The organism is Sphingobium amiense (assembly GCF_003967075.1).
Taxonomy (GTDB): Bacteria; Pseudomonadota; Alphaproteobacteria; order Sphingomonadales; family Sphingomonadaceae; genus Sphingobium; species Sphingobium amiense.
The window spans coordinates 477,841-499,977 of the sequence record NZ_AP018664.1; the positions used below are offsets into that span (position 1 = coordinate 477,841).

General features: G+C 66.2%; 17 protein-coding genes. 8 read left to right on the forward strand and 9 right to left on the reverse strand.

The annotated features are described in order from the left end of the window. Positions 1 to 31: 31 nt before the first annotated feature. Genes SAMIE_RS02240 through SAMIE_RS02260 form a run of 5 tightly spaced genes read right to left on the reverse strand, consistent with a single transcriptional unit; the run spans position 32 to position 5,137 of the window. Complete coding sequence (locus SAMIE_RS02240; protein ID WP_083952399.1) at positions 32 to 901, reverse strand: aldose 1-epimerase; 870 nt, start codon at positions 899 to 901, stop codon at positions 32 to 34. A gap of 17 nt (positions 902 to 918) precedes the next feature. After that, on the reverse strand, positions 919 to 2,331 hold the full coding sequence (locus SAMIE_RS02245; protein ID WP_066698099.1) for a sugar porter family MFS transporter: 1,413 nt from the start codon (positions 2,329 to 2,331) through the stop codon (positions 919 to 921). A 31-nt stretch (positions 2,332 to 2,362) separates the two neighbouring features. Continuing rightward, positions 2,363 to 3,238 (reverse strand): SMP-30/gluconolactonase/LRE family protein, encoded by an 876-nt coding sequence (locus SAMIE_RS02250; protein WP_066698096.1) that lies wholly within the window; start codon positions 3,236 to 3,238, stop codon positions 2,363 to 2,365. Position 3,239: 1 nt separating this feature from the next. Further along, positions 3,240 to 3,998, reverse strand: a complete 759-nt coding sequence (locus SAMIE_RS02255) for an SDR family NAD(P)-dependent oxidoreductase (protein WP_066698093.1) — start codon at positions 3,996 to 3,998, stop codon at positions 3,240 to 3,242. After that, positions 3,995 to 5,137 carry a fumarylacetoacetate hydrolase family protein gene (locus tag SAMIE_RS02260; RefSeq protein WP_066698369.1) on the reverse strand — a complete coding sequence of 381 codons (1,143 nt, stop codon included), beginning with the start codon at positions 5,135 to 5,137 and terminating at the stop codon, positions 3,995 to 3,997. Before SAMIE_RS02260 ends, SAMIE_RS02255 begins: the two co-directional genes overlap by 4 nt. A gap of 163 nt (positions 5,138 to 5,300) precedes the next feature. On the opposite strand from SAMIE_RS02260, the gene SAMIE_RS02265 reads away from it, so the two are divergent. Then, the gene (locus SAMIE_RS02265; RefSeq protein ID WP_066698090.1) at positions 5,301 to 5,495 is read left to right on the forward strand and encodes a hypothetical protein; all 195 of its coding nucleotides are present in this window, start codon (positions 5,301 to 5,303) and stop codon (positions 5,493 to 5,495) included. 108 nt (positions 5,496 to 5,603) lie between these two features. Here SAMIE_RS02265 and SAMIE_RS02270 read toward each other — a convergent pair whose 3' ends face one another. After that, positions 5,604 to 6,047 carry an EF-hand domain-containing protein gene (locus SAMIE_RS02270; RefSeq protein WP_083952406.1) on the reverse strand — a complete coding sequence of 148 codons (444 nt, stop codon included), beginning with the start codon at positions 6,045 to 6,047 and terminating at the stop codon, positions 5,604 to 5,606. 266 nt (positions 6,048 to 6,313) lie between these two features. Here SAMIE_RS02270 and purB point away from each other — a divergent pair, with 266 nt between their 5' ends. After that, the gene (gene purB, locus SAMIE_RS02275; protein ID WP_066698086.1) at positions 6,314 to 7,630 is read left to right on the forward strand and encodes an adenylosuccinate lyase; all 1,317 of its coding nucleotides are present in this window, start codon (positions 6,314 to 6,316) and stop codon (positions 7,628 to 7,630) included. Positions 7,631 to 7,640: 10 nt separating this feature from the next. Here the strand turns inward: purB and SAMIE_RS02280 are convergent, their stop codons facing one another. Then, entirely contained in the window at positions 7,641 to 8,759 is a 1,119-nt protein-coding gene (locus SAMIE_RS02280; RefSeq protein WP_066698084.1) for a LacI family DNA-binding transcriptional regulator, read from the reverse strand. A 50-nt stretch (positions 8,760 to 8,809) separates the two neighbouring features. Continuing rightward, a complete protein-coding gene (locus tag SAMIE_RS02285; RefSeq protein WP_066698070.1) occupies positions 8,810 to 10,954 on the reverse strand; it encodes an alpha-glucuronidase family glycosyl hydrolase in 2,145 nt (714 codons plus the stop codon). Positions 10,955 to 11,222: 268 nt separating this feature from the next. Between SAMIE_RS02285 and manD the strand changes: the two genes are divergently transcribed. From manD to SAMIE_RS02310, 5 genes are all read left to right on the forward strand, one after another. Continuing rightward, positions 11,223 to 12,434, forward strand: coding sequence for a D-mannonate dehydratase ManD (gene manD / locus SAMIE_RS02290; protein WP_066698068.1), 1,212 nt, complete (start codon positions 11,223 to 11,225; stop codon positions 12,432 to 12,434). A 4-nt stretch (positions 12,435 to 12,438) separates the two neighbouring features. Next, a complete protein-coding gene (locus tag SAMIE_RS02295) occupies positions 12,439 to 13,722 on the forward strand; it encodes an MFS transporter (protein WP_066698066.1) in 1,284 nt (427 codons plus the stop codon). After that, positions 13,719 to 15,131: a glucuronate isomerase gene (gene uxaC / locus SAMIE_RS02300; RefSeq protein ID WP_066698063.1), complete on the forward strand. Its 1,413-nt coding sequence runs from the start codon at positions 13,719 to 13,721 to the stop codon at positions 15,129 to 15,131. Before SAMIE_RS02295 ends, uxaC begins: the two co-directional genes overlap by 4 nt. Beyond that, complete coding sequence (locus SAMIE_RS02305; RefSeq protein WP_066698062.1) at positions 15,128 to 16,612, forward strand: mannitol dehydrogenase family protein; 1,485 nt, start codon at positions 15,128 to 15,130, stop codon at positions 16,610 to 16,612. The genes uxaC and SAMIE_RS02305 overlap by 4 nt, the downstream gene beginning before the upstream one ends. Before the next feature lie 104 nt (positions 16,613 to 16,716). Continuing rightward, on the forward strand, positions 16,717 to 17,949 hold the full coding sequence (locus SAMIE_RS02310) for an SGNH/GDSL hydrolase family protein (RefSeq protein WP_066698060.1): 1,233 nt from the start codon (positions 16,717 to 16,719) through the stop codon (positions 17,947 to 17,949). Here the strand turns inward: SAMIE_RS02310 and SAMIE_RS02315 are convergent. Then, positions 17,933 to 18,424: an Lrp/AsnC family transcriptional regulator gene (locus SAMIE_RS02315; protein WP_066698058.1), complete on the reverse strand. Its 492-nt coding sequence runs from the start codon at positions 18,422 to 18,424 to the stop codon at positions 17,933 to 17,935. The two genes, SAMIE_RS02310 and SAMIE_RS02315, sit on opposite strands and share 17 nt — an antisense overlap. A gap of 98 nt (positions 18,425 to 18,522) precedes the next feature. On the opposite strand from SAMIE_RS02315, the gene putA reads away from it, so the two are divergent. Then, positions 18,523 to 22,116 (forward strand): trifunctional transcriptional regulator/proline dehydrogenase/L-glutamate gamma-semialdehyde dehydrogenase, encoded by a 3,594-nt coding sequence (gene putA, locus SAMIE_RS02320; protein ID WP_066698366.1) that lies wholly within the window; start codon positions 18,523 to 18,525, stop codon positions 22,114 to 22,116. Positions 22,117 to 22,137: the final 21 nt, after the last annotated feature.

Consider the following 22,137-nt stretch of genomic DNA (forward strand, 5'->3'; position numbering starts at 1 on the left):
TCTCACTCTCGCTGCTTCTCTGCGGGTCAGCTTAGGCGATAGCGGCGGAATCCGAAAGCGCCTCGTCATCTTTGTCGACGGCGATCGTCATGCCGACCGTCAGCCGCTCGCCGGGAGTGAGGACCGCCATGCCGTCCCGGTTGATCGCATCGGGCATATGCGTGACGGGTTCGAGGCAGAAGAAGGCTTCGCCGGGAGGACGATAGACGTGGAGCCAGTCCGCGCCTTCGCCCCGCAGGGTAAGCCGCAGGCCGTCGCCGCGCATGATCATCGCCGTGCCGCTCCAGCCGCTGTAGATATTGTCGATCAGGCTTTCGCCCTGAACAGGCGCGGGCTGCGACCAGTCACCCAGCGTGTCGGCGGGCGCTTCGCGTTCGGGCAGCATGCCGGGGGTCGAGAGCCAGAGACGGTCCGCCGCGAACGAAAGCCGCGTCCGGGCGTCCGCCGCGAAATAGGGGTGGAAGCCCAGCCCGGCCGGCATCGGGCGGTCGCTTTCGTTTAAAAGCGACAGCGATGTAGACAGATGCGAAGGCGTCAGCGCGATACGCTGCTCCGCCCGGTAGGCCCACGGCCAGCCCGCGTTTCCGGCATGATCGTGGATCAGCGTGACATGCGCCGGACCTGTCTCCATCGCTGTCCACTTCGCCTGCCAGCCGAAGCCGTGGATGCTGTGCGGATGGTCGCCGAAGTTGAGCGGAAGCTGATGCGCCGCGCCGTCGAAGACGAAGCGGCCTTCCGCGATCCGGTTGGCGTAGGGGACGAGCGGGAAGCTCGCCATCGCCAGCGGATCGGTCGCGCCATGTGGCGTGCGGCGCAGCAGGTCCGCGCCATATGCGGAAAAGCCGAGCAGCGCGCCGCCAAGCGAAGGCGAGAGCGCCGCTTCCAGTGCCCCCGCCCGCAAGGTGATGATGTCTTCGCTCAGCCGACCATGTCCTCAAGCTCGCGGCCCTTGGTCTCATTGACCATGGCGCGCACGAAGAAGAAGGAGATCAGCGCGAAGAAGGCATAGCCGCAATAGGCGACGGCGAGGCCCGGCGACACCACCAGCGAGGGGAAGCTGACCGAGACGACCGCGTTGGCGATCCACTGGGCGAAGCCCGCCACGGCGAGGCCCGATCCGCGAATCTGGTTCGGGAACATCTCGCCCAGCATGACCCACATGATCGGACCCCAACTCATGTTGAAGAAGATCACGTAGAGGTTTGCCGCGACCAGCGCGATGATGCCGTTATTGCCCGGCAGCGAAACCGCGCCGTCCGCGCCGGTGACGGCGGTGGAGAAGGCGTAGGCGACCGTCGCCAGCGTCACCGCCATGCCCGCCGATCCGATCAGCAGCAGCGGCTTGCGCCCGATCCGGTCGACCAGCGCGATAGTGGCGAGGCAGGCGCCGATGGACAGCACGCCCGACAGGATGTTGGTCTGAAGCGCATAATCCTCAGAAAAGCCCACCGCTTCCCACAGCGTCGCGCCATAATAGAAGACCACGTTGATGCCGACGAGCTGCTGGAAGACGGCGAGGCCGATGCCGGTCCAGACGATCGGGCGCACCTTGCCGCTGGCCTTGTCGATCAGGTCGGACAGTTTGGGGCGGTGATGGTCGGCGGCGAGGCTGGCGCGGATCTCGGCGACCTTGCGCGCGGCTTCCTCCGCCCCGAACAGGCGGGTGAGCACTTCGCGTGCCCGCTCTTCCTGCCCGCGCGCGACGAGGTAGCGGGGGCTTTCCGGGATCACCAATAGGGCGAGGAAGTAGATGGCGGCGGGGATCGCCTGCAGCCAGAACATCCAGCGCCACGCCGGGAAATCGAGCCACAGCGATGCGGTCGATCCGCCCGCATAGCGCGCCAGCACGAAATTGGCGACGAACGCGCCGGTGAGGCCCGAAATAATCATGACCTGCTGCACCGACGACAGCCGCCCGCGCACCGCTGCGGGGGTGACTTCGGAGATGTAGACGGGCGAGATCACGCTCGCCGCGCCGACGCCGAGGCCGCCGATGATGCGCGCAACGATGAAGATTGCGGAAGATCCGGCCGCGCCGGCGATGATGGCGCTCACGAGGAAGAGGATGGCGGACAGCATCATCACGCCGCGCCGGCCGATGATGTCGGCCATGCGCCCCGCGCCGAACGCGCCGATGGAGGAGCCGACGAGAATCGCGCCGACATTGACGCCGATGCCCAGCTTGCCGAGGTCGAAGGCGCTTTCCAGCCCCTTCTGCGTGCCGTTGATGACGCCTGAGTCATAGCCGAACATGAACCCGCCGATCGTCGCTACCGCGACGATGGCTGCAATGAAGGCCATATTGACCTTCCCGGCGCTCCCCTCACTCATCCTGCTATCCTTCCTGCTTTCTTATCGTGGCTTATAATGTTGCGATCGGTCCCGGCAGCCCCGCGACCCCGGCGTCGAAGGCGAACAGATCGCCCGCAAGGGGCTGGCTAGTCAACGCTGTCAGGTCCAGTCCCTTGCGCGCGGTCGTCACATAGGCTGTGGTCAGTCCTTCGCCGCCGAAAGCGATCTTGGTGATGTTGGATACCGGGAAGCGGACTTCGTGCATCAGCCTGCCTGCCGGATCGTAGCGGCGCACCGCCCATCCAAAGAACAGCCCCGTCCAGACGCATCCTTCCGCATCGACGGTCGGCCCATCGGGATAGCCCGCGCCATCCTCGATCTCGACGAAGAGGCTGGTGTCGCCGACCGCGCCGTCCGCAGACAGGGCCGTCCGCCAGATCCGCTTGCCCAGCGTATCGGTGTGATAGAGGATACGGCCATCGGGGGAGAGGGCAGGGCCGTTGGTGATGCAGACGGGCGGCAGGCCCGTGTCGGCGCAGACGCCCTTGTGAAAGCGGTAGAAATGTCCGCTCTGCGCTTCCTCGCCATCGTCCATGGAGCCGAACCAGATCGCGCCATCGGGCGCGACGCAGGCGTCGTTCTGGCGATTGCCCGGCAGATGCGCTTCAGGCGCGTGAAGCAGCGTGAAGCTGCCGTCCGCCGGATCGAAGCGGTGCACTCCGGTCTGGAGGCCGACCGCGAACAGCCCGTCGTCGGTGGGCAGAATCCATCCGACCTGCGCCGGTGCTTCCCAGCTTCGCGCAGCGCCCAGCGCCGGGTCGAAGCGATAGATGCGCTGTTCCTTGATGTCGACGAACCACAAGGCCGCGTCGCGTTCGACCCAGACCGGGCCTTCGCCCAGGGTCGCGCCCAGCGACAATATGCTTTGCGGTTCGGTCGTCGTCATGTCAGCGCCATCCTGCGTCGATGAAATAATCATGACCCGTGCAGAAGCGCGCGTCATCCGACGCAAGGAACAGGACGAGAGCGGCGACGTCAACCGGCAGGATGCGTCCGTCGAGGCACTGGGCGGCGACGATTTCGGCTTCGCCCTCCGGCGTATACCATTTTTCCTGGCGGAGCGTCTTCACATTGCCGGGAATGATCGTGTTGACGCGAATATTGTCGCGGCCCAGATCACGGGCGAGGCTGCGCGTCAGACCCTCGATGGCGGCCTTGGCGGTCTGATAGAGCACCAGTTCGGGCAAAGCGAGGTGCCAGCTTATCGACCCGAAATTCAGGATCACGCCGCCGCCCGCACGCTTCATGGCGGGGGCGGCGGCCTGCGCTGCAAAGAAGAGATGGCGCAGGTTCACCGCCATGCGCTCGTCCCAATAGGCGGGAGTCACGTCCTCGATGCTGTGGCGGTCGTCGTTCGCGGCATTGTTGACGAGGATGTCGATGCCGCCGAGTTGCTGCTCCACATCGCCCATCATTGCCTGCACCGCAGCGACATCGCGCAGATCGACGGCATGGAAGACGGGCGCATGGGCGGCGTCCGAGAGCCGCGCGACCAGCTTTTCGCTTTCCTCGACCGCGATGTCGCAGAAGGCGACCTGTGCGCCCTGCGCCACGAAAGCCTCGACCAGCCCTTCGCCGATACCGCTACCGCCGCCGCTGATGAAAACCCGCTTGTCCTTCAAGCTGGGGTAGATGGCGCGGCTCATGCAGGTTCTTTCTCTTGGGCGTTCAGCAGGCCGCGAGCGGCAAGGTTGGTCATGAAAGCGGTCAGGCCATGCGTCCACGGCGCGGCGTCTTTCGACGTGACGACGCGGTTGACCAGCTTGCCGAGGCGGGGGGTGGAGATGGCCACGATGTCGCCGACCTTGTGCGTGAAGCCGCGGCCCGGTTCGTCCCGGTCCTGCACCGGCGCGAAGAGCGTGCCGAGGAACAGCGCGAAGCCATCGGGATATTGATGCTCCGACAGCGTCTGGCGCACGAGGTCCAGCGGATCGCGGCTGATCTGGTTCATGCTGCTCGTCCCTTCGAGGCGATAGCCTTCGGGGCCGTCGATGGTCAGTTCGACTTCGGCGTTGCGGACATCGTCGATGGTGAAGCTGTCATCGAACAGACGGACCAGCGGGCCGAGCGAACAGGAGGCGTTATTGTCTTTCGCCTTGCCGAGCAGCAGCGCGGAGCGGCCCTCGAAATCGCGCAGGTTGACATCGTTGCCCAGCGTCGCGCCGACGGTCTTTCCGGTAGCGCTCACCAGGAGCACGATTTCCGGCTCTGGATTGTTCCATGTGGAATCGGAGCGGATGCCGATTTCCGCGCCGGGGCCGACCGTCGAAAGCACCGGAGCCTTGGTGAAGACTTCGGCGTCGGGACCGATCGCGACTTCGAGATATTGGGACCAGAGGCCGTCCTCGATCAGCGCGGCCTTGAGCGCTGCGGCTTCCGGTGAACCGGGCGATACGGCGCGGATCGAGCCGCCGACCCGCTCTTCGAGGCGTCCGCGGATTTCTGCGGCGGCGGCAGCGTCGCCGCGCGCGCGTTCCTCGATCACGCGCTCGATGGCGGATAGCGCGAAAGTCACACCGCACGCCTTGACGCATTGCAGATCGACGGGGCTGAGCAGCGGCAGGTCGAGTTGATCGAGCGGGCCGAGATTTTCGCCGGCGTCGGGTGAAACCGGCAGTTTTTCGACCAGTTGCGCCACCGTGGGTGCAATACGGCTCATGTCGTAGGCGGTGCCGCCCGCGACCATGATGGGGCTTGGTCCCTGCGGCGTTTCGATGCGTCCGAGAAAGAGGCCGTCCCGCCAGTCGGCAGGCAGGCAATCGAACAAGGCAGCAACCCCGGGCATCATCAGCTCCTAAAAAAGCGTTCTAAGTTTGATAGCGCTACCAGCATGGAAGGGAGGCGGAAGTCAAGAGGATGTTGCGCGAATGCCGCGCAATAAGACAAGTTGATTAGTTGCTTCGACGCTCTTCCCGTGGGGCGGGCTTTGGGGCATAGCTGGTCGGACCATGAGCACGAACGAAGACTCAGAGTCGCGCAACGACGCGACCGCGCCCTCCGCCCCGGCATCTCAGAAACAGGCTCCCGATCTCGCCAGCGCGGCGGGGAAGTCGGTCGGCAAGAGCATATGGACCGGCGCGGCTGTCGGTATCGGGTCCGCCGCTATCGTCGCCGCCCTGCTCTACGCACGCAAGAAGGGCTGACCCACAGCCTTTGCGAGTCGCAAAAATGGGGCGGCATGGCCTTCGCTCCATGCCGCCCCGTGCGACCCTTGCGGGCTGTGTCATCCTGCCTTCGTGACAGGCGGGAATTCAGGCTGCGCCGTTGCTCAGATAGGTGATGAGTTCCGGCTTGCTGACTGTGATGCTCTTGTCCCTGTCGGCGGTGGTGAATGCGCCATTGACCCATGCGGTCAGCTTATCCGCAGGCAGGGTCGTACCCGTCGATTTCATTTCCTGATCCTTCAGCGCCACCATCCAGCGGGAAAATTCCGCCTGATCGAGCTGGCCGTCCTTGTTGACATCATAGGCGGCAAATTCGCTGTCCACGATGGATGCGATGGCGCTCGCCGTTGTGGCCGGCGCGGCAGTCTGAGGCGCCGCAGGTTGCGCAGTCGATGGCTGGGCCGGAGCGGCCTGCTGGGGCGCTGCGGGTGACGACCCCTGCGGCGGCTGCGTCTGGGACTGCGCGGTTTCCTGCGCGAGTGCGGGGGCGGACACGAGAAGCGCGCTGGTGAGCAATAGGGTCCGCAACATGGTCAACTCCTGCATCAATCCTTCAGCGCCATTTGCCGGCGCCGCGATCCATGACGATCTGTCGGCATGAATAATAGACCATAAAGCCCGAATGTTCCTGAACATCTGTTCATGGGGAGCGCTTCGTCGATGTCTTTGGTCGGTCCGTCGAGCCGGGCGCGACGATCCGCCTTTCGCGCGGGACGAGGGCAGGGGTATTTGCCCCATGGCGGGGACGCTGCTAGGCGGCGCACCATCTTTTCCCAGCCAATGCAGGATTCGCTTCCATGGTGCCACGCTACGCCCGCCCGCAGATGACCGCCCTCTGGGAACCGGAGGCGCGCTTCAAAATCTGGTTCGAGATCGAAGCGCATGCGACCGAGAAGCTGGGCGAACTGGGCGTCGTGCCGCCTTCGGCTGCGAAGGCGCTATGGGACTGGTGGGCGACCAACCCCGCTATCGACGTGCCCGCGATCGACGCAATCGAAGCGGTGACGAAGCATGACGTGATCGCGTTCCTGACCTGGGTGGCGGAACAGGTGGGGGACGAGGCCCGCTTCATGCATCAGGGCATGACGTCGAGCGACGTGCTCGACACCTGCCTTGCGGTGCAGCTTGCCCGCGCGTCGGACATCCTGATCGAGGATCTCGACAAGCTGCTGGAAGTCATCAGGCGCCGCGCCTTCGAGCATAAGCTGACGCCGACCATCGGCCGCAGCCACGGCATCCACGCCGAACCCGTCACCTTCGGCCTCAAGATGGCGGAGGCCTATGCCGAATTCAGCCGCTGCAAGGCGCGCCTGATCGCCGCGCGCGCCGAAGTCGCGACCTGCGCCATTTCCGGCGCGGTCGGTACCTTCGCCAATATCGACCCGCGCGTGGAAGAGCATGTCGCGGAAAAGCTGGGCCTCGCGGTCGAGCCGGTATCGACGCAGGTCATCCCGCGCGACCGGCACGCCATGTTCTTCGCGACGCTGGGCGTCATCGCCTCTTCCATCGAGCGGCTCGCGGTCGAGGTGCGGCACCTTCAGCGCACGGAAGTTCTGGAGGCGGAGGAATATTTCTCGCCCGGCCAGAAGGGGTCGAGCGCGATGCCGCACAAGCGCAACCCGGTGCTGACCGAGAACCTGACCGGCCTTGCCCGCATGGTGCGCGCCTATGCGCTGCCCGCGATGGAGAATGTCGCGCTGTGGCATGAGCGCGACATCAGCCATTCGTCGGTCGAGCGCTACATCGGGCCGGACGCCACCATCACGCTCGACTTCGCGCTGGGCCGCCTGACCGGCGTCATCGACAAGCTGCTCGTCTACCCCGAGCGGATGATGAAGAATCTCGACAAGATGGGTGGCCTCGTCCACTCGCAGCGCGTGCTGCTGGCGCTGACGCAGGCGGGGGTGAGCCGCGAGGACAGCTATCGCTACGTCCAGCGCAACGCGATGAAGGTCTGGGAATCGGACGGGCAGCTATCGCTGATGGAACTGTTGAAGGCCGACGCGGATGTGACGGCGGCGCTGACGGCGGAGCAGATCGAGGAGAAGTTCGACCTCGATTATCATTTCGCGCAGGTAGATACGATCTTCGCCCGCGTATTCGGGGCAAGCTGAACGCCGTTGCCTACCGGCCGCCGGTGCGCGGCCGGGTGCGCGGCGCGGCGTCGGACTGGCGGCGGATCAGCGCATAGTCGAGCACCTGATGCTGCGCGGTGTCGCCATCGGCGCCGCGGCGCGGCTTCAACTGCCGCACCAGCGCATCGACGGCGGCGCGCGACATGTCGCTGATCGGCTGGCGGATGGTGGTGAGTTCGGGCCAGATGGTCGTCGCGAGCGAGGTATCGTCGAAGCCGCAGACGGTGAGATCGCCCGGCACGTCGAGGCCGGTGCGATGCGCGATGGCGACGCTTGCCGCCGCCATATCGTCATTGCTGGCGAAGATCGCGGTCGGCGGATCGGGCAGGGCCAATATATGCTCGGCGGCGTCCAGTCCTGACCGGTAGGTGAAGAAACCCTGTTCGATCAGGTCGTCGTCGACCGGCAGGCCCGCTTCCTCCAGCGCCTTCACATAGCCTTCGAACCGCCGCGTGCTCGCGCTCTGGTTGGGGTTGCCCTTGATGAAGCCGATGCGCATGTGACCGAGCGAGAGCAGGTGCCGCGTCATTTCATAGGCGGCGTGGCAGTCGTCGATGCTGACCGCCAGCATATCGCCCCGCGGCTGCCCGGTCGCGACGGCCACCGCCGGGATGCCGGCTTTCTGGAGCGCGCCCACCAGTTCCTCGAAATCGCAGAGCGGGGGCGGCAGCACCACGCCGTCGATGCGGCTGCGTTGCAGATGATCGACGACCGCGCGCACCGATGTCTGCTCGTCCCACTTTTCGACCACCAGATCGACGCCGCTGCGGCTCGCCTGATCGAGGCTGCCGACCAGAAATTCGCTGAGGTAGGAGGAGGACGGGTTGGAATAGAGGAGGCCGATCCGTGTCTCGTCGCCTCCCGCCAGCGTGCGCGCCGCAGCGCTCGGCGCATAGTTGAGCGCGGCGATGGCGGCCTCCACCTTCTCGCGCGTGGCGGGGCGCACGACCTGTTCGCCGTTGATGACGCGGGAGACCGTCATGGGCGACACGCCCGCGGCCAGCGCGACATCGTTGATGGTCGGCGCGTTGCGCTGGCGGCGGGAGGAACGGGTGTCGGTCACGGCTGGGGCTTTCGAAACGATGTCGCGCGCGAAATGATGGCGCATCTCGACCAGCGTTGGCGGGAAAAATCAACTTATGTTTTCGCGTCCGGCCATCACCAATGTCCCGGCGCGAACGGGAAGCTCTGCGCCTTATACCAGTCGAGATCGTGCGCGGGCTTAGCGGAGCCGGCGGGCAGGGGCAGGCGGTTCACCGACTGGAAATAGGCGATGCTGGCGTCGCGCCACCACTGCGCCTCGCGCCGCTGGATGCGCAGGAAGGCCTGCGTCTGGGCGAAGCGTTCAGGGTCGATCAGCGGGCGCAGGCTGTCCCACGTCCGCTGCATATCCTCCACATAGGCGACGCCGCGATCATAACGATGCACCATCCCGTCCCACAGGCTTTCGCCCGACTTGAGGCGATAGGACCAGGGCAGATGGTGGAACCAGAGCAGGTCGCGTTCCGGCGCAGTCTTCGGATTCGCCAGCATTTTCGCGACCTGTGGCGCATATTGGGCGACGGCGTCGCTGCCGCTGGCCGTCCGGTCGAAGCCGATGCCGCTTGCGTCCGCCTTGTGATAATAGACCGGGTTCCATTCCGGGCGGGCGAGGTCCGACACCCAGGGGCCGGGGCCATAATGATGCCCCGTCGCCATCACATGCGAGAGGCCGAGCGGCGTCATATAATCGACCGCAGCCTCCCGCGATCCCATCATCATCGCGACGACAGGATCGACGATGCGCGGATCGGGGGAGAAGGCGAGGGCGGCCCATTCGCGGGCCACCGCCTCCGCCGGAAGGTCGGGATTCCACGCCATACGACCAAAGGCGTACCAGTCCGCCTGATTGAAGATCGATCCGCTCCAGTCGCGGTCCACGCCGATATTGGCGACTCCGGCGATGCCTGTCAGCCGATGCCCGTCGAGCGACCCGTCGATTACCTTTGCGACGGTCGATCCCCTGCCTTTCGCAAATGTGTCGGCCTTCAGCACTTCCTCGAACAGCGGGCCGAGATAGGTGAGGTGGGTCGATTGGCCGAGATATTCCTTGGTGATCTGAAACTCCATCATCAGCGGCGTCCTGGGCATCGCGCCGAAGAGGGGATGGAAAGGCTCGCGTGGCTGGAAGTCGATGGCGCCGTTCTTCACCTGCACCATCACATTGTCGGCGAACTGGCCGTCCAGCGGCTTGAAGTCGCTGTAGGCCTGCTTCGCGCGGTCCTCGGGATTGTCATGCTGGTAGACGAAGGCGCGCCACATGACGATGCCGCCATGGGGTTTGACCGCCGCCGCCAGCATGTTCGCGCCATCGGCATGGGTGCGCTTGTAGTCCTGCGGGCCGGGCTGGCCTTCGCTGTTCGCCTTGACGAGGAAGCCGCCGAAGTCCGGGATGGCGCGGTAGATTTCGTCCGCCTTCGCCTTCCACCATGCGGCGACCTGTGGGTCGAGCGGATCGGCTGTCTTGAGACCATCCAGCTCCATCGGCGCAGTCCAGCGGACCGACAGATAGACCCTGATGCCATAGGGGCGGAAGACATGCGCGAGCGCCGCCGCCTTGGCGATATAGGCGGGCGTCAGGCTTTCCGCCTTGGCGTTCACATTGTTGAGCACCGTGCCGTTGATGCCAAGCGATGCATTCGCGCGGGCATAGTCGGCGTAGCGTGGCCCCTTATAGTCGGGCAGCCGCCACCAGTCCCAGATCGACATGCCCGCATAGCCGCGCTCCACCGTGCCATCCAGATTGTCCCAGTGATTGAGCAGCCGCAGCCCGATGCGCGGGGCGCTGCGAAGGTCGATGCGGTCCAGCGCCGCGCCGCCCTGCGCGAGGCGAAGCCAGTGATAGACGCCATAGAGCAGCCCCCGGTCGCTGTTCGCGGCAATGAGCGTAACGGGCGCGCCGCTCATCTGCGTGGAGCGGATCGCATAGCCCTCGTCGCCCAGTCTGCCGGTGTCGATCGGCATGGCGGTTCCGGTCCGGGGCGTCGCCAGCACCAGCGCGCCGGGCCGGAGGGCGGACAGGGGCGCGATCTGCCGGCCCGTCATGCCTTCGACGCCGCGCTGCAATTCCGCCACGGCGATGGCCAGCGTGGGACTGTCTCCGCTGGTGACGATGCCGGTCGTTCGGGCGGCGATGTCCGTCGACCGGGCCGCCTCGACAGGGCGGTAGCGCAGCCACAGGTCATAGCCATCCTCGGCCCGCGCAACGGGCGCCAGGGCCGCCGCCGCAACGACTGACATCCAGCATAAAAAGCGCGCCAGCATCCTGCCCTCTCCCTGACTTTCTCTATGGTCGTATGCCGCAGTCGGGCATTGACAAGCCTTGTCTCTGATTGCAATGGTAACGGTATCAGTCTGGTTGCGGCAAGCGGAAAAATGCGCCGTCCGCAAAAAGGGAGGGGTGTATGATCGAGCATATCCCGGCGGTCGGCGCTGTCAGCCCGCGCGCGACTCTCGCCTCATCGCCCTGTGCCTCTCCCGCTCACAGCGCGCCGCTTTCCATGCTTCCATCTTTCTGAACAGGACCGCCCGAATGCCCAAGATCGTTGACGCCAGGGTCATCGTCACCTCACCCGGCCGCAATTTCGTGACGCTCAAGATCATCTGCGACGATGGCACCACAGGCGTCGGCGACGCGACGCTCAACGGCCGTGAACTTTCGGTGGCGAGCTATATCACCGATCACGTCATTCCCTGCCTTATCGGTCGCGACGCGCACCGGATCGAGGACATCTGGCAATATCTCTACAGGGGCGCCTACTGGCGGCGCGGTCCTGTTACCATGACGGCAATCGCGGCGGTCGACATGGCGCTGTGGGACATCAAGGGCAAGATCGCAGGCCTGCCCGTCTATCAGCTTCTGGGCGGCGCGAGCCGGGAAGGCGTGATGGTCTACGGCCACGCCAACGGCACCAGCATCGACGACACCATCGAGGCCGCGCTCGATTACCAGCGTCAGGGCTACAAGGCGATCCGCATTCAGTGCGGCGTGCCGGGCATGGCGTCCACCTATGGCGTTTCCAAGGACCGCTATTTTTACGAACCCGCCGACGCCGACCTGCCGACCGAAAATGTCTGGAACACGTCCAAATATCTCCGCGTCGTGCCCGAACTGTTCAAGGCCGCGCGTGAGGCGCTGGGCTGGGATGTGCACCTTCTGCACGACATCCATCACCGCCTGACACCTATCGAGGCCGGGCGTCTGGGCAAGGATCTGGAACCCTATCGTCCTTTCTGGCTGGAGGATGCTACCCCTGCGGAAAATCAGGAAGCGTTCAAACTGATCCGCCAGCATACCACCGCACCGCTGGCGGTGGGCGAAATCTTCAATTCGATCTGGGACGCGAAGGATCTGATCCAGAACCAGTTGATCGACTATATCCGCGCCACAGTGGTCCATGCGGGCGGCATCACCCATCTGCGCCGCATCGCCGCGCTCGCCGACCTCTATCAGGTGCGCACCGGATGCCATGGCGCGACCGACCTGTCGCCCGTCTGCATGGCCGCTGCGCTCCATTTCGACCTGTCGGTGCCGAATTTCGGCGTGCAGGAATATATGCGCCACACGCCCGAAACTGACGCGGTCTTCCCCCATGCCTACACCTTCGCGAACGGCATGATGCATCCGGGCGACGCGCCGGGCCTCGGTGTCGATATCGACGAGGAGCTGGCCGCCGGATATGAATATCAGCGCGCCTTCCTGCCGGTGAACCGGCTGGAGGACGGCACGCTGTTCAACTGGTGACGCCATGACGCAGGCGATCCCCAAACCCTCCGGAAAGGTCCGCTGGATCGTCTGCGGCCTGCTCTTTGCCGCTGTGGTGCTGAGCTATGTCGACCGGCTGGTGCTGCCGACGCTCAAGCCCGATCTTCAGGCACGATACGGCTGGACCGAGAGCGGCTATGCCGACCTCGCCATCTGGTTTCAGGCGGGTTACGGCATTGCCTATGTATTCTTCGGTCGGCTGATCGACCGGATCGGCGCGCGGGCGGGCTATGCGCTGGCGGTCGCGCTCTGGACCGTCGGCCATGTCGCGCACATCTTCTTCACCTCGACGGCGGGGATGCTGCTCGCCCGCATTCCGCTCGCCATCGGCGAGGCGGGCACCTTTCCCGCCGCCATTGCCGCGACAAACGAGTGGTTCCCCAGGAAGGAACGTGCACTCGCCATCGGTATCTTCAATGCCGGGTCCAATGTCGGCGCGATCCTGACGCCGCTGATCGTGCCGATCATCGCGGTGTCGCTCGGCTGGCGCTGGGCGTTCATCCTGACGGGCCTGCTGACGGTCGTCTGGCTTGCGGCGTGGCTCAGTTTCTACCGCCGCCCGCGCGAGAAGAAGAGCCTCAGCCCGCAGGAGCTGGCGTGGATCGAAACCGACCCGCAGGAACCGCAGCGCCCGGTCAGATGGGCCAGCCTGTTCCGCCACCGCCAGACATGGGCCTATATGCTGGGCCGTTTCCTGATCGACCCGGTATGGTGGACCTTCCTCTTCTGGCTGCCCGATTTCTTCAACAAGCAATATGGCGTCAGGATGCTGGACTTCGGTCCGCCGCTGATCGCCGTCTATCTGCTGGCGGACGTGGGATCGGTGATGGGCGGCTGGACCTCCTCGCGCCTCATGGGTCGGGGTTGGAGCGTCAACCGCGCGCGCAAGAGCGCGATGCTGCTGGCGGCGCTGTGCGCGGTGCCCATCGCCTTCGCTGCGCAGGCGCCGTCCATGTGGATCGCGGTCGGCCTCATCGGCCTTGCCTGCGCCGGGCATCAGGGCTTTTCCGCCAATCTTTACGCGCTGCCGGGCGATGTCTTTCCCCGCTGGATGGCGGGATCGGTTGTCGGGCTGGGCGGCCTGTCGGGTGCGCTCGGCGGCATGCTGATGGCGAAGTTCGCCGGGGTGATTCTTGAGACCATCGGCAGCTACGGCCCGATCTTCGCGGTCGCATCCGTCGCCTATCTGATCGCGCTGGCGGTCATCCACCTGCTTCTGCCCCGCTATCAGCCGGTGGCGATCTCCCCTGCCGAAAGCGCCGCATGACGAAGCCCCTGCGCCTCCATCCCGACCGGCTCTTTCCGTCCGATCCGGCGACGCGGGACATCGCGCGCGCGCTCCATGCGACCGTCAGGGATCTGCCGATCGTCAGCCCGCACGGCCACACCGATCCGCGCTGGTTCGCCTATGACCAGCCCTTCGCCGATCCCGCGCAATTGCTGATCGTGCCCGACCATTATGTCTTCCGCATGCTCTACAGCCAGGGCGTGAAGCTGGAGGATCTGGGCGTGCCGACCGTCGATGGCAGCCGGGTCGAGAGCGATCCGCGCGCGATCTGGCGGCGCTTCGCCGAACATTATCACCTGTTCCGCGGCACGCCGTCGCGCCTGTGGCTCGACTGGGTGTTCGCTGAGGCGTTCGGCATCGACGTGCGGCTGGAGGCGGCGACCGCCGACCATGTTTACGACATCGTCGACGCCGCGCTGAAGACCGACGCCTTCCGCCCCCGCGCCCTGTTCGAGCGCTATAATATCGAGGTGATCGCGACCACCGAAGGGCCGCTCGATCCGCTCGACCATCATCGCGCGATCCGCGCGTCGGGCTGGGCCGGGCGGGTCGTGACCGCCTATCGCCCCGATCCGGTGATGGACCCCGACGATCCGAAGTTCATCGACAATGTGCGGCGTTTCTGCGCGATGGCGGGCGAGGAGCCGGACTATGCCGGCTATCTGCGCGCGCATGAGAAACGCCGCGCCGACTTCCGCGAGGCGGGTGCGACCTCGACCGATCATGGTCATCCGAGTGCCTTCACCGCCAATCTTTCGCTGGAGGAGGCCGAAGCGCTGTTCGCCAAGGCGATGGCGGGGCCGGTCAGCGCGCGCGAGGCGGAACTGTTCCGGGGGCATATGCTCGTCCAGATGGCGCGCATGGCGACCGAGGACGGTATGGTGATGCAGCTCCATCCCGGCGTGCATCGCAGCCATAACGCCGCCGTCCGCGAACGCTTCGGGCGGGACAAGGGGGCGGACATTCCGGTTGCCGGGGAGTTCGTGCAGGCATTGAAGCCGCTGCTCGACCGCTACGGCAACGACCCGCGCCTGACGCTGATCCTCTTCACGCTGGACGAAGATGTCTATTCGCGCGAACTTGCGCCGCTGGCGGGGCACTACCCTGCGGTGAAGCTGGGTCCGCCATGGTGGTTCCACGACAGTCCCGAAGGGATGCGCCGCTTCCGCGAGCGCATGACCGAAACGGCGGGCTTCTACAACACGGTCGGCTTCAACGACGACACGCGCGCTTTCCTGTCGATCCCGGCGCGGCACGACGTCGCGCGGCGGATGGACTGCGCCTGGCTGGCGCAGCTCGTTGCCGAGCACCGGCTGGAGGAGGACGAAGCGTTCGAGGTCGCGCACGCACTGGCCTATGATCTGGCGAAGAAGGCTTACAGGCTGTGATCCGGTTGGCGGCGGCATCGCTGGCGGGCCTGCCAGCGCCGGTGAAGCGACCGTCCTACGACCGCGCCGCCGTGCGCTGCGGCGTCGTCCATCTGGGCATCGGCGCGTTTCACCGCGCGCATCAGGCACTGTTCTTCGAAGATGCGCTGGAAGCGGGCGACCTGCGCTGGGGCATCGTCGCCGCATCGCTGCGCTCGTCCGCCGTGCGGGACCAGATGGCGGCGCAGGACGGACTTTATACGATCCTCGTCCGTGACGGGGTGACGGAGCAGGCACGCGTGATCGGCGCGGTTCAGCGCGTCATCGTCGCGCCGGAGGAGCCGGAAGCGCTGGTCGCGGCGATGGCCTCGCCCGACACGCATATCGTCACGCTGACCGTTACCGAGAAGGGTTACAAGCTGGACCCTGCGACCGGCGCGCTGATAGACGGCGACCCGCAGATCGCCGCCGATCTTCTTTCGCTCGACCGGCCGCAGAGCGCGCCCGGCTTCATCGTCGCCGCGCTGGCGCGCCGCCGCGATGCTGGCCTGCCGCCCTTCACGGCGATCAGTTGCGACAACCTGCCGCACAATGGCGCGCGCCTGCGCGAGGCCGTGATCGCGCTCGCCGGGCGGCATGACGCCACGCTTGCGGAATGGATCGCGGCGGAGGGCGCCTTCCCTCAGACCATGGTTGACCGCATCGTTCCCGCCACAACGGCAGAGGATATTGCATCACTTGCCGCCGTCATCGGTGTCGAGGATCGGGCCATGGTCAAGACCGAGCCTTTCGCGCAGTGGGTGATCGAGGATCGCTTCTGCGGCCCGCGTCCCGCCTTCGGCCCCGGTGTCCAGATCGCCGCAGCAGTCGCGCCATGGGAGGACGCCAAGCTGCGCCTTCTGAACGGCGCGCATAGCGGCATCGCCTATCTCGGCGGGCTTGCGGGCATCGGACATGTGCACGAGGTGCTGGCGCTGCCCGAAGCGCGGCTTTTCGTGGAGGCACTGTGGGACGAGGCGGAAACGACGCTCTCGCCGCCACCCGGACTCGATGTCGCTGCCTATCGCCGCGCGCTGATGGCGCGTTTCGACAATCCGACACTGCGCCACCGCACGCGGCAGATCGCGATGGACGGATCGCAGAAGCTGCCCCAGCGCCTGCTCGCGCCCATCGCAGACAGGCTGGCGGCGGGGCAGGGGATCGCCGCGCTGGCGCTGGCCGTCGCGGCCTGGATACGCTGGCAGGCGGGGCGGGACGATGCCGGGCATTCCCATGCCATCGACGATCCGCTGGCGGAGCCGATTGCCGCTGCGCTCCGCCACGCCGACACGCCGGAGACGCGTGTGCAGGCGATCCTGTGTCTGTCCGCCATCGTCCCGCCCGCGCTCGCTGCCGATCCGCGCCTTGCCGATGCACTCACCGGCTGGCTGACCCTGCTGGAAACGCAGGGCGTCCGCGCCACCCTTTCCCGCTTCGCGCGCGACCGGCAGGAAGCTGCCTGATCCATGTTCAACCCGATCCTTCCCCAAGGATGACCCTGAGGGCCGGTCGAAAGGCCGGCCCGCTTTTCCTTGGAGCCACAAAAGAAACCGCAGGAGAGCCGTTCATGATGACCCGTCTGGCCTGGCTGGCGCTGCCGCTGGCGATGCTGTCTCCCACGATTGCGCAGGCGAAGAGCTGCCAGCCCGCATGGATTGCCGCCTGGGCCTCTGCCCAATATAAGCCGGTGGGCGACGCGGTGCTGCCGCCCGGCACGCTCGCCGACCGGACGCTGCGGCAGATCGTCCGGCCATCCGTTTCCGGCGATCGCCTCCGCGTGCACTTCTCCAACCTTGCGGGCGCGCAGCCGCTGACGATTGCGGGGGCGAGCATCGCGCGTGCGCCGAACCCGGCGTCCGCCCGCGTCGATCCCGCCAGCATCATCCCGTTGCGCTTCGACGGGAAGGCAGATGTCATCATCCCGCCCGGCGCGGACTATCTTTCCGATCCTGTCGCCATGCCGACGCACGCGCTGGAGAATATCGCGGTGTCGATCCGCTACCGGGGCGAACCCGAACAGACCTCGCATCCCGGATCGCGCGCGACATCGTGGCACCTGCCGGGCGATCATCTGGCGGACGCGGCCATGACCGGAGCGGAAAGTTTCGACCACTGGTTCCACCTGTCGGGCCTTGAAGTGGAGCGCTGCGCTCCTGCCCGCGTCGTCGTCGCGCTGGGCGATTCGATCACGGACGGGCGCGGTGCGACCACCAACGGCAACGACCGCTGGACCGACCGGCTGGCCGAGCGGCTTCAGGCCGACCCGAAGCGCCGCACCGTCGCCATCGTCAATCAGGGGATCGGCGGCAATCGCCTGCTCAATGACGGTCTTGGTCCCAGCGCCCTCGCGCGCCTGGACCGCGACGTGCTGGCGCAGCCGGGGGTGACGCACATCATCCTGCTGGAAGGGATCAACGACCTCGGCACCCTGACCCGCGAAGCGCCGGTCAGCAGGGACGCGCATGAGGCGCATGTCGCCCGCATCGTCGGCGCCTATCGCCAGATCGTTGCACGTGCCCACGCCAAGGGCATCAAGGTCATCGGCGCGACCGTCATGCCCTTCGTCGGCAATGATTATTACCATGCCAACGCACAGAATGAGGCGGACCGGCAGGCGGTCAATGCGTGGATAAGGCAGCCCGGAAATTTCGATGCGGTGGTCGATTTCGACGCGGTGACGCGCGATCCGGCGCGCCCCGACCGCCTGCGCCCGGCCTATGACGTGGGCGACGCGCTGCATCCGTCGCCTGCGGGATACAAGGCGATGGGCGACGCGATCCCGCTCAGCCTTTTCGACTGACGCGGCGGCTTCCCGCCTCCATCACCGTTTCCATCGCGACGAAGGTGGATGTGCTCGCGACATGGGGGAGGGCGCTGATCTTCTCGCCCAGCACGGCGCGATAGCGGCGGATGTCGGCGGTGCGCACTTTCAGCAGATAGTCGAAATTGCTCGCAAGCATATGGCATTCCTCGACTTCGGGGATGCGGCGCACGGCGGCGTTGAATTCATTGAGGGCCGCCTCGCGCGTGTCGGACAGCTTCACCTCGGTGAAGGCGACATGGTCCATGCCCAGCTTCGCGGGATCGACGATGGCGCGGAAGCCGCGAATGACTCCCTTTTCCTGCAAACGCCGCAGCCGAACTTGGCAGGGCGTCTTGGACAGGCCGACCGTCGCCGCCAGATCGGTGACGGACATGCGCCCATCCTCCACCAGCGCGGCGACAATACGCCGGTCGAACTCGTCCAGATCGACTGTATCGGGTCCATAGGTCATATCATTTGCCTAGCATAAGCCGAATAATAAGTCATTATGATCGACATATGGGCTAAAATGAGGCGGAATGAATTTTAAGGCTCCGCTATGATGGCATGATGACCGATCAGCCCTTCGCCGCCTTCGCGCCCGCCATCTCGCAGCCCACGCCCCTGCGCGCCGCGATTACCGCCGCCTATCGCCGCGATGAGGCGGAGGCGATGGCGCCGCTGATCGAGGCTGCGACCCTGCCCGACGCGACCCGCGCGGCCGTCGCGGCCACCGCGACCCGCCTCGTCAGCGCTCTCCGAGCGAACCACAGGGGCAGCGGTGTCGAGGGACTGGTGCAGGAATATGCCCTGTCCAGTCAGGAAGGCGTCGCGCTCATGTGCCTCGCCGAAGCGCTGCTGCGCATTCCGGACAATGACACGCGCGATGCGCTGATCCGCGACAAGATCGCGGACGGAGACTGGGGATCGCATCTGGGCGGTGGCAAGTCGCTGTTCGTCAACGCCGCGACATGGGGTCTCGTCGTCACCGGCAAGCTGGTCGGCAGCGTCGATGACCGGGGGCTGGGCGCGGCGCTGACCCGCCTCGTAGCGCGCGCGGGCGAGCCTGTGATCCGGCGCGGCGTCGACCTTGCCATGCGGATGATGGGCGAACAGTTCGTCACCGGGGAGACCATCCGCGAAGCGCTCAGGCGCGCGCGGGAGATGGAGGCCAAAGGCTTTTCCTACAGCTACGATATGCTGGGCGAGGCCGCGACCACCGCTGCCGACGCGGCCCGCTACTTCGCGGATTATGAAAGCGCGATCCACGCCATCGGCGCGGCGTCGGCGGGGCGGGGCATCTATGCCGGCCCCGGCATCTCGATCAAGCTGTCCGCGCTCCACCCCCGCTACGTCCGCGCGCAGGCGGATCGCGTGATGGGCGAACTGCTGCCTGCGGTGAAGACGCTGGCGCTGCTGGCGAAAAGCTATGACATCGGCTTCAACATCGACGCGGAGGAGGCTGACCGGCTGGAACTGTCGCTCGACCTCCTCGAAAGCCTCGCGCTGGACCCGGACCTTGCGGGCTGGAACGGCCTTGGTTTCGTGGTGCAGGGCTATGGCAAGCGCTGCCCCTTCGTCATCGACTGGATCGTCGATCTTGCCCGCCGGGCGGGTCGCCGGATCATGGTCCGTCTGGTCAAGGGCGCCTATTGGGATGCGGAGATCAAGCGCGCGCAGGTGGACGGGCTGGAGGGCTTTCCGGTCTATACCCGCAAGCTCCACACCGACATCGCCTATGTCGCCTGCGCGCGAAAGCTGCTGGCGGCGCGCGACGCCGTATTCCCGCAGTTCGCCACGCATAATGCGCAGACGCTGGCGACCATCTATGAACTGGCAGGGTCGGGCTTCATGATCGGCGATTATGAGTTCCAGTGCCTGCACGGCATGGGCGAGCCGCTCTACGAACAGGTCGTCGGCGCGGACAAACTGAACCGCCCCTGCCGCATCTATGCGCCGGTGGGCACGCATGAGACTTTGCTCGCCTATCTCGTCCGCCGCCTGCTGGAGAACGGCGCGAACTCCAGCTTCGTCAACCGCATCGCCGACCCCGCCGTGTCGATCGCGGAACTGGTCGCCGATCCGGTCGAGATTGTGCGGGCGATGCCGCACCCCGGCGCGCAGCATGACCAGATCGCGCTTCCCGCCGACCTCTATCCGGACCGGCGCAATTCGGCGGGCCTCGACCTCAGCAACGAACAGGTGCTGGCGGACCTGAGCGTCGCTTTGGCTCACAGCGCAACGCTGAACTGGACCGCCGCGCCCCCGAGCGGAGTGGGCACGCAGCGGCCCGTCCTCAACCCCGCCGACCATCGCGATGTCGTCGGCCATGTGACGGAGGCGAGCGAGGAGGAAGCGCGCGTCGCCGCCATCGCCGCTGCGGCTTCGACATGGTGCAATGCCCCGGCGACGGACCGCGCCGCGGCGCTCGAACGCGCCGCCGATGCGATGCAGCACCGGATGCTGATCCTCCTCGGCCTCATCATGCGCGAAGCGGGCAAGTCGCTGCCCAACGCCATCGCCGAAGTGCGGGAAGCGATAGACTTTCTGCGCTATTATGCGGCGCAGGCGCGGGCGACCTTCGGCCCGGCACAGCGACCGCTGGGCGTCGTCACCTGCATATCGCCGTGGAACTTCCCGCTGGCGATCTTCACGGGGCAGGTCGCCGCCGCGCTGGTCGCGGGGAACGCCGTGCTTGCCAAGCCCGCCGAAGAAACGCCGCTGATCGCCGCCGAAGCGGTTCGGCTTCTCCACGAGGCGGGCGTACCTGCCGATGCGCTGCAACTGGTGCCGGGCGACGGCCCCATCGGCGCGGCGCTGGTCGCTGCGCCCGAAACCGCCGCCGTCATGTTCACCGGATCGACCGAAGTCGCGCGCCTCATCCAGAAGCAGCTCGCCGCCCGCCTGTCACCCGAAGGCAAGCCCATCCCACTGATCGCGGAGACTGGCGGGCAGAATGCGATGATCGTGGACAGCAGCGCGCTCGCCGAACAGGTGGTGGCCGATGTCATTGCGTCCGCCTTCGACAGTGCAGGCCAGCGCTGTTCGGCGCTCCGTATCCTCTGCCTTCAGGACGATGTCGCGGACCGGACGCTGACGATGCTGAAGGGCGCGCTGGCCGAACTGCGGATCGGGCGGACCGACGCGCTAAAGGTCGACACCGGCCCCGTCATCTCTGCCGAAGCCCGCGACGGCATCACCCGCCATATCGAAGCGATGCGCGCGCTGGGCCGAAAAGTGGAGCAAAGCCCGCTGCCGCCCGAAGTCGCGTACGGCACATTCGTCGCGCCCACGATCATCGAGATAGACAGCATCGCCGACCTTTCCCGCGAGGTGTTCGGCCCGGTGCTGCACGTCCTTCGCTTCCGCCGCGAGCGGATGGATGCGCTGGTCGATGACATCAACGCAACCGGCTATGGCCTGACCTTTGGCCTGCATACCCGGCTCGACGAAACGGTTGCGCGCGTGACCGAGCGGGTGAAGGTCGGCAATATCTACGTCAACCGCAACGTCATCGGCGCCATCGTCGGGGTGCAGCCCTTCGGCGGGTGCGGCCTGTCGGGGACGGGGCCGAAGGCGGGCGGGCCGCTTTATCTGGGGCGGCTCGTCACGACGCCGCCGGTTTTCGCCGAAAGGGTCAGCCATCTGCGCCCGCCGCTCAAGGCCTTTGCCGGCTGGCTGGACGCGCAGGGTGAGGGGGAAGCCGCCGCGCAGGCGCGCCGCACCGGCGATGCGTCGGCACTGGGCGTCGAGCGAGAACTGCCCGGCCCGGTGGGGGAGCGCAATCTTTACGCTCTCCATCCGCGCGGCCGCGTCCTGATGCGCCCGTTAACGCGGGAAGTGCTGTTCCGGCAGATGGCGGCGGTGCTCGCCACCGGCAATCGCGGGATCGTTCAGGGCATGGCCTTGCCGGAGGGATTGCCGCCGGAAGTCAGCACCTGGTTCAGCAGCATCGGCGACGGACCTTATGCCGCCGTGCTGGTGGAAGGGGACGCGGCCCGGATCGCAGAGACGGCGCGCGAAGTCGCGGAACTGCCCGGCCCGATCGCTTCGGTGCATGTCGACGATCAGGGCTATTGCCTCGACTGGCTGCTTGAGGAAGTGTCGACGTCCATCAACACCACCGCTGCGGGGGGGAACGCCAGCCTGATGATGATCGGCTGATTCCCTGCGAAGCTGTCTACA